Below are 13,446 nucleotides of genomic sequence, written 5' to 3'. Positions count from 1 at the left end.
CCCTACGGCTCGTAGCGCTCGACGTCCGTCACCTCGACGGTGATCTCCTTGCCGTTCGGCGCGGTGTACGTCGCGGTGTCACCGGCACGGAGACCGACGATCGCGGCACCCACCGGGCTGACCGGGCTGTAGACGGTCAGGTCCGAGCCCTCGGCCACGATCTCGCGGCTGCCGACGAGGAACGTCGACGGGTCGCCGGCGATCGTCGCGGTCACGACGGTGCCGGGTTCGACGGTGCCGTCGAACTCGGCTTCGCTCACCGTGGCGTGCTTGAGGAGCTCGGTGAGGACGCGGATGCGCGCCTCGATCTTGCCCTGCTCGTCCTTGGCCGCGTGGTAGCCGCCGTTCTCCTTGAGGTCGCCTTCTTCGCGCGCGGCTTCGATGCGGCGGGCGATCTCGGCACGGCCTTCGCCGCTCAGCTCCTCGAGCTCAGCGGTGAGACGGTCGTGTGCCTCTTGCGTGAGCCAGATGGCCTGCGTGTCGTTGCTCATGGAAGTCATCCCTTCGGCCATGAAAGAACGAGACCGACCGGAGCGGTCGGTCTCGTCAGGCGAATCACGGCAGTCTAGGGAACCCAGCAGGTGTGGATCAAGCCGGTCACGCCGCGTGTCGTGGTGTTCACCTCGGTTGAGATGGACCGGGTGCGCTCGGTCACCGCGGGGAGCGAGACGACCTTCCAGCCGACGATCGTGTACGACTTGTCGAGCACCTGGATGGCGCAGTCCATCTCGGTGCCCGGGTCGACCGACACCTGCGAGTGCACGACCGCGCGGTGTGCCGAGAGGATCTCGTAGCCCACGTCGTCGCTGTCGATGCCGTGCGAGGTCTGGCCGGGGCCCGCCCAGATCACCCAGGCACCGAACACGACGACGATCGCGGCGGCCGCGGCGATCGCGATCGTCCGGGTCCGGCGGGTACGGCCGGCGGTCCGCCCGTAGCGGTCGTCCAGGGCGGCTGCGGTGGTTCGTGTGGTGCTCGGGTTGTGCTGTTCGGACAGTTCGGGGCTCCCGGGGTGATTATCCTGATCCCAGGGTAGTTCACGGTCTCCGTGGATCACCCGCGTCCCCGATCGAGAACCGTGAGGATCCCCGTGCCACACCGTCTGATGGCCGTCCACGCCCATCCCGACGACGAGTCGAGCAAGGGAGCGGCCACCGCGGCGAAGTACGCGGCCGCGGGCGACGACGTCCTGGTCGTCTCCTGCACCGGCGGCGAAGCCGGCGACATCCTCAACGACCAGCTCGGCGAACCCGCGACCAGTCGAGCGCACCGCGACATGGCGGGCTTCCGCCGCGGGGAGATGGCGGCGGCACAGGCGGCGCTCGGGATCGACCACCTCTGGCTCGGGTACCACGACTCCGGCCTGCCGGACGCGGAGAAGGGCGAGACCGTCCGCCCGGGCACGTTCTCGACCGTCCCGCTCGAGTTCTCGACCGAAGCACTGGTCCGCGTGGTCCGCCGGTTCCGCCCGCACGTGCTCGTCACGTACGACGAGAACGGTGGCTACCCGCACCCGGATCACATCCGCACGCACGAGGTCTCGGTGGCCGCCTGGCGCGACGCCGCCGACCCGGACAAGTACCCGGACGCCGGGGAACCCTGGGCGATCTCGAAGCTGTACTACGAGCGCACCATGAACCCGCGCCGCTTCACCGCCTTCTACGAGGCCCTGAAGGAACGCGACCCGGACAGCCCCCTGGTCCCGCAGCTCGGCGAGTGGGTGGAGCGCTTCGCGGACCGCCCGGACCTCGCGACGACGCACGTGGACGTGCACGAGTACTTCGACGCCCGGGACGCAGCGCTCCGTGCGCACGCGTCCCAGGTGCCGCCCGACAGCCCCTTCTTCTACTGGCCGAACGACCTCCTCGCGACGGTGTGGCCGACCGAGGACTACCAGCTGGTGGAGGCACGTGTGCCCACCGACCTGCCGGAGTCCGACCTCTTCGCGGGGATCCCACCGGAACAGGACGTCAACGCGTGAGCACCATCGCGGCAGTACTCGCCGCCACCCCGAGCCCCAGCCCGACCTCGACCGTCCCGGACGTGGACGTCACACCGGGCGTCGTCGGGTTCATCGCGATCGCCCTCGTCGCCGTCGTGACGATCCTGCTCGTCATCGACATGACCCGCCGCATCCGACGGACCCGCTACCGCGCCGAGATCCGGGAGCGCCTGGAAGCCGAGGCGCGTGGCGAGACCGTCCCCACGGACGAGCCGGGCCGTACCGACGTCGGCGACGACACGGAACGCGGGTAGACGCGACCCATCGGCGGACGGGAGGCCCGTGGCGGTCCCGCCACGGGCCTCCCGTCCGCCCTGTCGGTGCGCTCACTCGCGCGTGGTGGGTCGACCCGCGCGTGGTGAGCGGAATCGCGCGTGGTGGGTCGACCCGCGCGTGGTGGGTTGACTCGCGCGTGGTGGGTGGAATCCGGCGTGGTGGGTCGACCCGCGCGTGGTGAGTCGAATCGCGCGTGGTGAGCGGAATCGCGCGTAGGGAGTGGAATCGCGCGTAGGGGGTGCTGTCTTTCCATCACCTACGCGCGATTCGACTTCCCAGTGCGGGCGTCATGGGAAGGAACGCGCGTGGTGCGCCGCCGGGCGAACCGGGGCCGAGCGTCAACGCACCGGGTGCAGCGCCACCAACAGGATGCCCGCCCACTGCGCCGCGAAGGCGGCGACGGTGAGTGCGTGGAAGACCTCGTGGAAGCCGAAGAACGTCGGCGAGGGGTTCGGCCGCTTGAACCCGTAGACCAGCGCGCCCACGACGTACGCGAGTCCACCGGACAGGACCAGGACCGTCATCGGGACGCTCGCGGCGAAGAGCTGCGGCAGGATCCCGAGGGCCGCGCAGCCGAGCGCGAGGTACAGCGGCACGTAGAGCCACCGGGGTGCGCCGATCCAGAAGACCCGGAAGGCGATGCCGAGGAGCGCGCCGCCCCACATCACCCACAGCACCACGAGCATCAGCGTGTGCGGCAGCGCACACACCGCGACGGGCGTGTACGTCCCCGCGATGAGCAGGAAGATGTTCGTGTGGTCGATGCGCTTCAGGACGCGCTTGACGACCGGCCCCCAGGGGAAGCGGTGGTAGGTCGCGGAGACGCCGAACATGATCAGCGACGTCGCCATGAACACCGCTGAACCGGCCTTCGCGGCGGGTGAGGCGGCGAGGGTGACCAGGACGATCCCCATCGCGACGGCGAACGGGAACGTGCCGAGGTGGATCCACCCACGCCAGGCGGGCCGCTCGTCGACGGCGGTCGCCGCTTCTTCCGTGAACGGGACGTGGGGGAGGGTTCCGGTGTCCAGGTCCTGCTGCATGCTCCGACGATACGGAGGGCCGGCAGACCGACGGCTGGGAGTCCGCACCGAGGTCCGGTGCACTACGCTCGTCGCGTGACGGGCAAGCTGGGTTGGGCGGGACGCGGGATCCTCTACCGCGCGTACCAGCAGCGCATCCGTCGCCAGATCGAGGACGCACCGAAGCCGAAGCACGTCGCGATGATCGTCGACGGGAACCGCCGCTGGGCGAAGCAGCTCGGGCTCGAGACCGCGGCGCACGGCCACCGGGCCGGCGCGGCGAAGATCCCCGAGTTCCTGTCCTGGTGCGACGACCTCGGCGTCCAGGTCGTCACGCTCTACCTGCTCTCCGCGGACAACCTCAAGGGCCGCGGCGGCGACGAACTCGAGCAGCTCATCGGCATCATCGCCGCGCTGGCCGACCGCCTCTCGCACCACCGGTCGTGGCGCGTGCAGCACGTCGGGTCGAACGACGGCCTGCCCGAGGAGCTCGTCACCGCACTGTCCGAGGCCGAGGCACGGAGTGCCGACCACACCGGGCTGCACATCAACCTGGCGGTCGGGTACGGCGGCCGGCGGGAGATCGCGGACGCCATGCGGAGCATCGTCCGGGCGCACGGTGAGGGCGGCGGCACGCTCGACACCCTCGCCGAGGTCCTGACGCCGGAGCTCATCGGCGACCACCTGTACACGCAGGGCCAGCCGGACCCGGACCTGATGATCCGGACCTCGGGGGAGCAGCGCCTGTCGGACTTCATGCTGTGGCAGAGCGCGCACAGCGAGTTCTACTTCGTCGAGGCGTTCTACCCGGACCTGCGCGAGGTCGACTTCCTCCGGGCCGTGCGTGACTTCGGGCTGCGGTCGCGTCGGTTCGGCGGCTGACGCGTCGGGCCCTCCGGTTCGGCTGACGCGCCGATCGCTCCGGTTCGGCGGCCGGGTCGGGTCCCAGTACACTCACAGGGTTCTGCTTCTGTGAAAGGTGCACCACTGTGATCGAGATCGACGAGTACGTCGCCGGCTTCGCCGAGGAACCCGGGTACCTCGACCACGCCGCGTTCGGCCCGGTGCAGACCGCCGTGCTCGAGGAACAGCGGGTCCTCGGCACCATCCAGGAGCACATGCGCTTCGGCGCCATGGAGACGCTCGACGAGCAGGACGCCCGCGTCCGCGCCGTCGCCGCGCGCCTGGTCGGTCGCCGCGCGGACCAGGTCGTCTCGCAGACCGCGACCACCCCCGGGCTCCTGCACACCGCGTTCGGTCTCACCGGCGGCGTGCTCGTCGCCGCGGACGAGTACCCGTCGATGCCGCTCGCACTCGCCAGCGCCGCGTCCGCCACCGGCGGCCGCGTCCGTCCCGTCGTCATCGAGTCCGGTGCCGGCTGGGTCACGCCGTCCCTCGTCGAGTCCTGGCTGGCAGCCACCCCCGCCTCGCCCGAGGACGCGATCACCGCCGTCGCCGTGTCGCTCGTCGACTGGCGCACCGGGTACCTCGCCGACCTGGCCGGGATCCGCGACGTGATCGGCGACCGCCTGCTCATCGTCGACGCGATCCAGGGCTTCGGCGTGGTCGACGCCCCCTACGAGGTCGCCGACGTCGTCGCCACCGGCGGCCAGAAGTGGCTGCACGCCGGGTGGGGCACCGGCTTCACCGCCTTCAGTGACCGCGCGCTCGAGCGCCTCCAGCCGGCGCTCTCCGGCCCGCACGGCACCACCGGCTGGCCCGTCGAGGTGCCCTCGGTCCGCCCGGGTGCCGCCGGGTTCACGATGACGCGGATCGACCCCGTCGCCCAGGCACGGCTCGCGGTCTCGCTCGAGCGCCTCACGGCCGTGGGGGTCCGGGCGGTGCAGGAGCGCGTCGCGGACCGGGTCGAGCGGGTCTTCGCGATCGCCGACGAGTTCGGGCTCGAGGTCGAGTCGAGCCGCGACCCGGCCGAGCGTGCCGGCATCGTGGTGCTCCGGCCGGCCGAGGGGCGCCTCACCGCGCTGTCCGCCGCGCTGCACAACCACGGGGTGACGACCAGCACCCGGCTCGGGACCGTCCGTGTGTCGGTGTTCGCGTCGACGACGGACGAGACGCTCGACATGTTCCGGGACGCCTGCATCTCCTACGCCACCTCCTTCTAGTCGCGCGGCGGGGCCGGCTCGCCCGCCGTGGGGCCGGCTCGCCCACCTGCGGCGCCGCTCGCTCTCAGGTCCCGTTCACGCGAACGTAACCGAGCGATCCGCGTGTCGGTGGCGACCCTGTCGGTGGCCGGACGTAGCTTTGCCGCATCGGGCACCGCGCCCGATCGAAGCGGCCACAGTCGGTGCTTCGGGACCCGCTCCGTGGCCGTGTCGAGGACAAGGACCGGGTCGTTCGCGGCCCGGGGATGGAGTGGTCGTGACCTCTCAGAACGTCTCCCACGGAACCTCGTCAGCAGCGTCGGTGTCGGCTTCGGTCGACGCGTCGACCAGGACCGCGCAGCGCACCTACGTGCTGGACACCTCGGTCCTGCTGAGCGATCCGCGGGCCCTGTTCCGCTTCGACGAGCACGCCGTGGTGCTGCCCGTCGTGGTCGTCAGTGAACTCGAGTCCAAGCGCAACGACCCGGAGATCGGGTACTTCGCGCGGCAGGCACTCCGCATCCTCGACGAGCTCCGTGTCGAACACGAGCGGCTCGACTTCCCGGTGGCGGTCGGCGCGGGCGGTTCGCTCCGCGTCGAGCTGAACCACTCCAACCAGTCCGTCCTGCCGTCCGGGCTCCAGCTCGGCGACAACGACTCGCGGATCCTCGCGGTCGCGATGAACCTGGCGAACGACGGCCTCGACGTTGTGGTGGTCTCGAAGGACCTCCCACTCCGCGTCAAGGCGGCGTCCGTCGGCCTCGCCGCCGAGGAGTACCGCGCCGAACTCGCCGTCGACTCCGGCTACACGGGCATCGCCGAGCTGCAGGTGTCCGGCGAGCAGATGTCCGACCTCTACGAGCGCGAGGAGATCGCGTCCGCGCAGCTGGCCGGCGTCCCGGTGAACACCGGCGTGGTCATCCACTCCGAGCGCGGATCCGCACTCGGTCGGGTGCACACCGCCGGTTCCGTCGCCCTGGTCCGCGGCGACCGTGAGGTGTTCGGCCTCCGCGGGCGTTCCGCCGAACAGCGTCTCGCGATCGACGCGCTCCTCGACCCGGAGATCGGCATCGTGTCCCTCGGCGGCAGCGCCGGCACGGGGAAGTCGGCGCTCGCCCTGTGCGCCGGTCTCGAGGCGGTGCTCGAACGGCAGCAGCACAAGAAGATCATGGTGTTCCGGCCGCTCTACGCGGTGGGCGGCCAGGAGCTCGGCTTCCTGCCCGGCGACGCGGGCGAGAAGATGAACCCGTGGGCGCAGGCCGTGTACGACACGCTCGGCGCACTGGTCTCCGACAACGTGCTGGACGAAGTGGTCGAGCGCGGCATGCTCGAGGTGCTCCCGCTCACCCACATCCGTGGTCGCTCCCTGCACGACGCCTTCGTGATCGTGGACGAGGCGCAGTCGCTCGAGCGCAACGTGCTCCTCACGATGCTCTCCCGCATCGGGCAGAACTCGCGGGTCGTGCTCACCCACGACGTCGCCCAGCGCGACAACCTGCGGGTCGGTCGGCACGACGGGGTCGCGTCGGTCATCGAGCGGCTCAAGGGACACCCGCTGTTCGCACACGTCACGCTGACGCGGTCCGAGCGCTCGGCGATCGCAGCCCTGGTGACGGAGATGCTCGACTCGCCCGACCTGGTGTAGCGCCGCGCCCGCGGCGCCGCCCGCCGCGGCCGCGCCGCCCGCCGCGGCGGCTGGTGCGGGCCGGACTTGCACAACGGAAACCGCCTCGAACCACGGACGTCCGTGGTTCGAGGCGGTTTCCGTTGTGCGCCGCCAGAACGCGCTGGCCGACGTGGGGACGCCGGGACCGACGGGAGGCCCGGTGCCAGCTGGCACCGGGCCTCCCGTCGGCCGTGTGGTCGCGTCAGCCGTCGTGGTGGCGACGCGCGTCGGCTCAGTTCGGGTGGGTCATGCTGAGGACGTCGAGGGCCTCGTCGAGCTGGGCCTCGGTGACCTCGCCACGCTCGACGTGGCCGAGCGCCACGACCGCTTCGCGGACGGTGATGCCCTCGGCGACGGCGTACTTCGCGACCTTGGCCGCGGCCTCGTAGCCGATGACCCGGTTCAGTGGCGTCACGATCGACGGCGACGACTCCGCGAAGGCGCGGGCGCGTTCGAGGTTCGCCTGGAGCCCGTCGACGGTCTTGTCGGCGAGCACGCGGGAGCTGTTGGCGAGCAGGCGGATCGACTCGAGCAGCGCGGTGCCCATCACCGGGATCGCGACGTTGAGCTCGAAGGCACCGGACGCACCGGCCCAGGAGACCGTGGCGTCGTTGCCGATGACCCGCGCGGCGACCATCAGGGTGGCCTCCGGGATGACCGGGTTCACCTTGCCGGGCATGATCGACGAGCCGGGCTGCAGGTCCGGGATGTGCAGTTCGCCGAGGCCGGTGTTCGGGCCGGAACCCATCCAGCGCAGGTCGTTGTTGATCTTGGTCAGGCTGACGGCGAGGACCTTGAGCGCGCCCGACGCCTCGACGAGGGCGTCACGTGCGCCCTGCGCCTCGAAGTGGTCGAGCGCCTCGGTGATCGGCAGGCCGGTGTCTTCGGCGAGCTGGGCGATGACCCGCTGCGGGAAGCCGGTGGGCGTGTTGATGCCGGTACCGACGGCGGTGCCGCCGAGCGGGACCTCGGCGACGCGGGGGAGCGTGGCGTTGACACGCTCGATGCCGAGACGGATCTGGCGCGCGTACCCGCCGAACTCCTGGCCGAGGGTGACCGGGGTGGCGTCCATCAGGTGCGTGCGGCCCGACTTCACCGCGTCCGCCCAGAGCGTGGACTTGGCCTCGAGCGACTCGGCCAGGTGCGTGAGCGCAGGGACGAGCGACCGGATGAGCGCGTCCGTCACGGCGACGTGGACCGAGGTCGGGAAGACGTCGTTCGAGGACTGCGAGGCGTTCACGTGGTCGTTCGGGTGCACGTCCGTGCCGCTCCGCGACGCGAGGGTCGCCAGGACCTCGTTCATGTTCATGTTCGAGGATGTGCCGCTGCCGGTCTGGTAGACGTCGACCGGGAACTGGTCGTGGTGCTCACCGGCGATGATCGTGTCGGCGGCCTGCACGATGGCGTCCGCGACGGCGGCGTCGACGATGCCCAGCTGGCCGTTCACGATCGCGGCGGCGCGCTTGATACGGGCCAGGGCGACGATCTGCGCCGACTCGAGCCCGGTGCCGGAGATCGGGAAGTTCTCGACGGCGCGCTGCGTCTGCGCGCGGTAGAGCGCGGACGCGGGCACGCGGACCTCGCCCATCGTGTCGTGTTCGATCCGGTAGTCGGTCGTCGCGGGCTGCGTGGTGGTGTCGGTCACGTCGTCGTGGTCCTTCCTGGTGGGGCTGATGTCGTGGATCAGGCGTCGCCCACGACGGTGTCGATCGACACTTCGCCCGTGGTGAGGTCGTAGGTCGCACCGACGACGGCCAATCTACCCTCGGCGATGGCGTCGGACACGGCACCGGAGCGCTCGAGCACGGCGGCGAGCGTGGCTTCGAGGTGGGCGGCTCCGATGGCTTCCTGCGGCAGGTCGGCGTCGGTCGCGCGCACCCGTTCTACGCTCGGGGCGATCGCGTCGACGAGGACCTGCAGGTGCGGTGCGGGGACCGGCTCGCCGGAACGGGCCGCGGCGACGGCGCCGCACTTGGTGTGCCGCAGGACCACGACGAGCGGGGTGCCGAGCGCGACGACCGCGAACTCGATCGAGCCGAGGACGACGTCGTCGACGATCTGGCCGGCGTTGCGGATGGCGAAGACGTCACCGATGCCGGCGTCGAACACGTGCTCGAACGGCACGCGGGAGTCGGAGCAGCCGAGGACCGTGGCGAACGGGGACTGCGAGCCCGCGAGTTCGCTGCGACGCTCGGGGTCGATGCGGCCGGTGCGTCGCTTGTCGGCGGCGAACCGGGCGTTCCCCTCGACGAGGAGACGGAGTGCCTCGGCGGGGGTGGACGCGGCGCGATCGGTCATGGGGTCCTGCTCCTCGGGTTCGGGTGGTGCTGCGCGCTCAGGCGCCGAGCTGCTTCGCCACGGCGGTGGCGATGGTCGTGAAGGACTTCTCGTCCGCCGTGCCGGCGAGCACGATGGTGCTCTTGCCGAAGGTCGCGACGAGCGAGTACGCCTGGTTGCCTGCGTCCTTGCCTTCGTCGCGGCGGTCGTACACGGTCCACTTCGTGCCGCTGATCGTGCGGCTGCCGGTCGCGGCGTGCTGGTCGAGCTGGTTCGCGACCCACGTCGGGTTCGCGCCGATGCCCTGCTGCAGGCCGACGAACTGGTCGTCCGGGGTGAGGAAGCCGACCGTCCAGACGTCGACGCCGTCCGCGGCCCGGTCCTTGTAGTCCGCACGGTTCGACGTGTACGAGCTCGGGAGCGCCGGCGCCGCGAGGGTGACGCCGGGGACGTCCGCCTGCGAGGCGACCTGACGGTAGTCGACGTCACGGTCGACGGTGCTGTCGGGGCGTGCGACGACGGCGACGAGGAAGACCACGATGCCGAGCGATGCGATCAGCGCGAGGACGAGGTTGAACGCGGTCTGGTGCTGCCGACGGGCGCGGCGCGCGGTGTCCTTGCGGGCCCAGGTCTCTTCGGCGGTCTCGGGGCGGCCGAGCTCCGCGACGATCGGGCGGCCGGTCTCGGGGTCGGTCACCGGTCGGCGTCCTCGGTTGCGGCACGGGCGGCGTCGAGTCGGGCGCGCGCGCCGACGAGCCACTCCTCGCAGCGGGCGGCGAGCGCCTCACCGCGTTCCCAGAGCGACAGCGAGCGCTCGAGCGTGGCCGAGCCCTGCTCGAGCTCGGCGACGACGCGCACGAGTTCGTCGCGCGCGGCCTCGTAGCTCAGGGACCGGACGTCGGACTCGGACTGTTCCTCGGATGACACCCCCTGATCCTACCGAGGGTCCACCGACGCTCCGGATCAGCCTTCGCCGTCGGGGCCCGGGCCCTCCGACTCGAGCGTTCCGGTCGCGGTGCCGGCGCCGAGGGTGACCCGGACGTCCGCCCGGCCGTCGAGGTCGGCCGCGGCACGGACGACCGCGCCGTCCGTGGTCTGCACGATGGCGTAGCCGCGACGCAGGGTGTCGCGCGGCGAGAGCGCCCGGAGTCGGCCGGTCAGGTGTCCGACGTCCGAGTGCGACCGCTCGATGCGGCGGTCGAGGAGTTCCCGGGCGCGGGAGAGGTCGCGCGCCACTTCTTCGGCGCGGGTGTCGACGAGCCAGGCGGTGGAGGCGAGCGCCGGACGGGAGCGGAGCGCCGCGATCCGGTCCGCCTCGACCGAGAGGGTGTGCGAGAGCCGCAGCCCGAGCCTGGCCCGGGCCTGCCGGACGTTCGCGAGTTCCTCGGCGACGTCGGGCACCACGCGCTTTGCGGCGTCGGTCGGGGTCGACGCCCGGAGGTCCGCGACCTCGTCGAGGATCGGCCGGTCGGCTTCGTGCCCGATCGCCGAGACGATCGGGGTCGTCGCGGCGGCAGCGGCACGGACGAGTCCTTCGTCGCTGAAGCCGAGCAGGTTCTGGAAGTCGCCGCCACCGCGGGCGATGATGATGACGTCGACCTCGGGGTCGGCGTCGAGTTCCTGGATCGCGGCGGTCACCTCGGCGACGGCACGCTCGCCCTGCACCGCGGCGTGGATCGTCCGGAACTCCACCTGCGGCCAGCGCAGCTGGGCGTTCCGCTTGACGTCCTTCTCGGCGTCGGAGTCCTTGCCGGTGACCAGCCCGATGCGGTGGGGGAGGAACGGCAGCCGACGCTTGCGCGCGGGGTCGAAGAGGCCCTCTTCCGCGAGGGTCCGGCGCAGGCGTTCGAGACGCTCGAGGAGGTCACCGAGGCCGACGTGCTTCATCTCGACGACCTGCATCGTCAGCGAGCCGCCCTTGACCCAGTAGTTCGGCTTGACGGCCGCGACGACCCGCGCGCCCTGCTTCAGGTCGGCGGGGACCCGGGAGCGGACGCTCGACCAGATCGAGAACGACACGGTCGCGTCGACCTCGACGTCCTTGAGCTTGCCGTAGACGTTGCCGCCGGCGACGTTCCACTGCGTGATCTCGCCCTCGACCCAGGCGGTGCCGAGGCGGTCGATCCAGTCCCGCATCTTCGCGCCGAGCAGCGCGACGGGCCACGGGTTGTCGGCCGTCGGGGGTCCCTGTTCGATCGCCATGCGCTCCTCCTGGTGGTGCGGTCCCATCGTGCCGGACACCGCTGACGTGCGCCCAGCCGGTGTCGGTCCCGCTCACCTATCATCGGGGACGTGACGATCACCAACGGCCACTCGGTCCCACTCGCCCCGCCGCGCAGCCCCGCGCCGCGCGGGCGGCTGCGGAACGACCCGGTCACGGGGACGAAGAAGGTCCTGCTCGCAGCGCCCCGCGGGTACTGCGCCGGGGTCGACCGCGCCGTCGTCGCCGTCGAGAAGGCCCTGGAGCAGTACGGCGAACCCGTCTACGTCCGGAAGCAGATCGTCCACAACGTGCACGTCGTGTCGACGCTCGAGCAGCGCGGTGCCGTGTTCGTCGACGACGTCGCCGAGGTGCCCCGCGGATCGCACGTCGTGTTCAGTGCCCACGGCGTCTCGCCCGCGGTCGTCGCCGGTGCCGCCGAGCGCGACCTGCACGCCATCGACGCGACCTGCCCCCTCGTCACGAAGGTGCACCGCGAGGCCACCCGGTTCGCGAAGGCCGAGCGCACGATCATCCTCATCGGGCACACCGGCCACGAAGAGGTCGAGGGCACGATGGGGCACGCACCCGAGCGCACGATCCTGGTGAACGGACCCGAGGACGTCGCCGACCTGGTGGTGGACGACCCCGACAACCTCGTGTGGCTCTCCCAGACCACGCTGAGCGTCGACGAGACGATGGAGACCGTCCGGCTCCTGCGCGAGAAGTTCCCCACCATCGAGAACCCGCCCTCGGACGACATCTGCTACGCCACGCAGAACCGGCAGGTCGCGATCAAGAAGGTCGCCCCGCAGGCCGACCTGGTGATCGTCGTCGGCTCGGCGAACTCGTCGAACAGCGTCCGCCTGGTCGAGGTGGCGTTGGAGCACGGCGCACGTGCGGCCCACCGCGTGGACTACGCGGAGGAGATCCGGCAGGAGTGGCTCGACGGCGTGCTGACCGTCGGCGTCACGAGCGGTGCGTCGGTGCCCGAAGTACTCGTGCACGAGGTGCTCGAGCAGCTGGCGGACGCGGGCTACGGCAGCGTGGAAGAGGTCGTGACCGCGCACGAGGACCTGATGTTCTCCCTGCCCAAGGAACTCCGCACCGACGCGGCGGGCAACCCGACGCGCGCGCTGGGCGGGCGGAACCGGTGAGCGCCGACGACGGGTGGTCCGCGGTCCCGGACCGCGCGGCTCCTGACCACGCCGGCACGGCGGACGTCCGCGTCCAGGGTCGTCCGGCCCCGCAGTACGGCGAGTACGCCCCCGACGGCTGGGTCAACCCGGTCCTCGCGGAGCAGGAACGCCGCGAACAGGCCCGCGCCGCACAGCAGGCAGCCGCCACCGGGGCACCCCGGACGAGCACTGCGCCACCGACGACCACAGCGTCCCGGACGCCCGCTCCGGCCCGGGACCAGGCACCGGCCGACGGCCCCGTCGCCGCCCGCTTCGGCGCATCGCCCGCCGACTTCCTGCTCTCCGTGATGCTGCTCGCGTTCGGGCTCGTCTCGGTCGTGCAGTCGCTGTCCGTCGGCACCGTGGCGTCCGGCGTCGCCCGCGAGCTCGAGCTCCGGTACACGGCACTGTCCGACCCGGGTGAGCTGACGACGGCGGCGATCGTGAGCGCCCTCGGCAGCGTCGTGGTGTTCGTCCTCGTCGCCTGGTGGTCGATCGTCCGTCTCCGCCGCCGGAAGCGCACCGTCTGGGTGCCGCTCCTCGGGGGCGTCGTCGCGACCGTGGTCACGATGTCGGCGTTCCTCACCGTCGTGATGCAGGACGGCCACTTCATGGCGTGGCTCGTGCAGCACGCCGGTTCCTGACCGGGACCCAGACCGGCAAGGCCGAGGCCGAGGCCATGGCCCGGGCCCAAGCCCAGGCCCGGGCCCAGCCGAGGGCCGC

The 13,446-nt window shown here is 71.6% G+C and carries 15 protein-coding genes; 7 read left to right on the top strand and 8 right to left on the bottom strand.

Features of this window, described 5'->3' with window-relative positions:
- Positions 1 to 2: 2 nt before the first annotated feature.
- Positions 3 to 491 (bottom strand): transcription elongation factor GreA, encoded by a 489-nt coding sequence (gene greA / locus EDF24_RS12220; protein ID WP_123654195.1) that lies wholly within the window; start codon positions 489 to 491, stop codon positions 3 to 5.
- A 74-nt stretch (positions 492 to 565) separates the two neighbouring features.
- Entirely contained in the window at positions 566 to 1,057 is a 492-nt protein-coding gene (locus tag EDF24_RS12215) for a DUF4307 domain-containing protein (protein ID WP_123654194.1), read from the bottom strand.
- A 33-nt stretch (positions 1,058 to 1,090) separates the two neighbouring features.
- On the opposite strand from EDF24_RS12215, the gene mca reads away from it, so the two are divergent.
- Positions 1,091 to 1,981 carry a mycothiol conjugate amidase Mca gene (gene mca / locus EDF24_RS12210; protein ID WP_123654193.1) on the top strand — a complete coding sequence of 297 codons (891 nt, stop codon included), beginning with the start codon at positions 1,091 to 1,093 and terminating at the stop codon, positions 1,979 to 1,981.
- Positions 1,978 to 2,256 (top strand): hypothetical protein, encoded by a 279-nt coding sequence (locus EDF24_RS12205; protein WP_123654192.1) that lies wholly within the window; start codon positions 1,978 to 1,980, stop codon positions 2,254 to 2,256. The genes mca and EDF24_RS12205 overlap by 4 nt, the downstream gene beginning before the upstream one ends.
- 360 nt (positions 2,257 to 2,616) lie before the next feature.
- Here the strand turns inward: EDF24_RS12205 and EDF24_RS12200 are convergent, their stop codons facing one another.
- Positions 2,617 to 3,321, bottom strand: coding sequence for a hemolysin III family protein (locus tag EDF24_RS12200; RefSeq protein WP_123654191.1), 705 nt, complete (start codon positions 3,319 to 3,321; stop codon positions 2,617 to 2,619).
- A 75-nt stretch (positions 3,322 to 3,396) separates the two neighbouring features.
- Between EDF24_RS12200 and EDF24_RS12195 the strand changes: the two genes are divergently transcribed.
- From EDF24_RS12195 to EDF24_RS12185, 3 genes are all read left to right on the top strand, one after another.
- Positions 3,397 to 4,182 (top strand): isoprenyl transferase, encoded by a 786-nt coding sequence (locus EDF24_RS12195; RefSeq protein ID WP_185017199.1) that lies wholly within the window; start codon positions 3,397 to 3,399, stop codon positions 4,180 to 4,182.
- A 107-nt stretch (positions 4,183 to 4,289) separates the two neighbouring features.
- The gene (locus tag EDF24_RS12190; protein WP_123654190.1) at positions 4,290 to 5,423 is read left to right on the top strand and encodes an aminotransferase class V-fold PLP-dependent enzyme; all 1,134 of its coding nucleotides are present in this window, start codon (positions 4,290 to 4,292) and stop codon (positions 5,421 to 5,423) included.
- A 301-nt stretch (positions 5,424 to 5,724) separates the two neighbouring features.
- Positions 5,725 to 7,047 (top strand): PhoH family protein, encoded by a 1,323-nt coding sequence (locus EDF24_RS12185; RefSeq protein ID WP_243698327.1) that lies wholly within the window; start codon positions 5,725 to 5,727, stop codon positions 7,045 to 7,047.
- 253 nt (positions 7,048 to 7,300) lie between these two features.
- Here the strand turns inward: EDF24_RS12185 and EDF24_RS12180 are convergent, their stop codons facing one another.
- From EDF24_RS12180 to xseA, 5 genes are read right to left on the bottom strand one after another with little or no spacing between them, the layout of a single operon-like run.
- Positions 7,301 to 8,713 carry a class II fumarate hydratase gene (locus tag EDF24_RS12180; RefSeq protein ID WP_123703154.1) on the bottom strand — a complete coding sequence of 471 codons (1,413 nt, stop codon included), beginning with the start codon at positions 8,711 to 8,713 and terminating at the stop codon, positions 7,301 to 7,303.
- Between the two features lie 38 nt (positions 8,714 to 8,751).
- The gene (locus tag EDF24_RS12175; RefSeq protein ID WP_123703152.1) at positions 8,752 to 9,366 is read right to left on the bottom strand and encodes a carbonic anhydrase; all 615 of its coding nucleotides are present in this window, start codon (positions 9,364 to 9,366) and stop codon (positions 8,752 to 8,754) included.
- A gap of 37 nt (positions 9,367 to 9,403) precedes the next feature.
- Positions 9,404 to 10,042 carry a DUF4245 domain-containing protein gene (locus tag EDF24_RS12170; RefSeq protein WP_165931448.1) on the bottom strand — a complete coding sequence of 213 codons (639 nt, stop codon included), beginning with the start codon at positions 10,040 to 10,042 and terminating at the stop codon, positions 9,404 to 9,406.
- The gene (locus EDF24_RS12165) at positions 10,039 to 10,272 is read right to left on the bottom strand and encodes an exodeoxyribonuclease VII small subunit (protein ID WP_123654186.1); all 234 of its coding nucleotides are present in this window, start codon (positions 10,270 to 10,272) and stop codon (positions 10,039 to 10,041) included. The genes EDF24_RS12170 and EDF24_RS12165 overlap by 4 nt, the downstream gene beginning before the upstream one ends.
- A 36-nt stretch (positions 10,273 to 10,308) precedes the next feature.
- On the bottom strand, positions 10,309 to 11,547 hold the full coding sequence (gene xseA / locus EDF24_RS12160) for an exodeoxyribonuclease VII large subunit (protein ID WP_123654185.1): 1,239 nt from the start codon (positions 11,545 to 11,547) through the stop codon (positions 10,309 to 10,311).
- A 90-nt stretch (positions 11,548 to 11,637) separates the two neighbouring features.
- Here xseA and EDF24_RS12155 point away from each other — a divergent pair, with 90 nt between their 5' ends.
- Entirely contained in the window at positions 11,638 to 12,702 is a 1,065-nt protein-coding gene (locus tag EDF24_RS12155) for a 4-hydroxy-3-methylbut-2-enyl diphosphate reductase (RefSeq protein ID WP_395868008.1), read from the top strand.
- Positions 12,699 to 13,367, top strand: coding sequence for a DUF6264 family protein (locus EDF24_RS12150; protein ID WP_123654184.1), 669 nt, complete (start codon positions 12,699 to 12,701; stop codon positions 13,365 to 13,367). The genes EDF24_RS12155 and EDF24_RS12150 overlap by 4 nt, the downstream gene beginning before the upstream one ends.
- Positions 13,368 to 13,446: the final 79 nt, after the last annotated feature.

The organism is Curtobacterium sp. PhB130 (assembly GCF_003755165.1).
Taxonomy (GTDB): domain Bacteria; phylum Actinomycetota; class Actinomycetes; order Actinomycetales; family Microbacteriaceae; genus Curtobacterium.
This window is presented reverse-complemented; position numbering and strand designations above follow the sequence as displayed.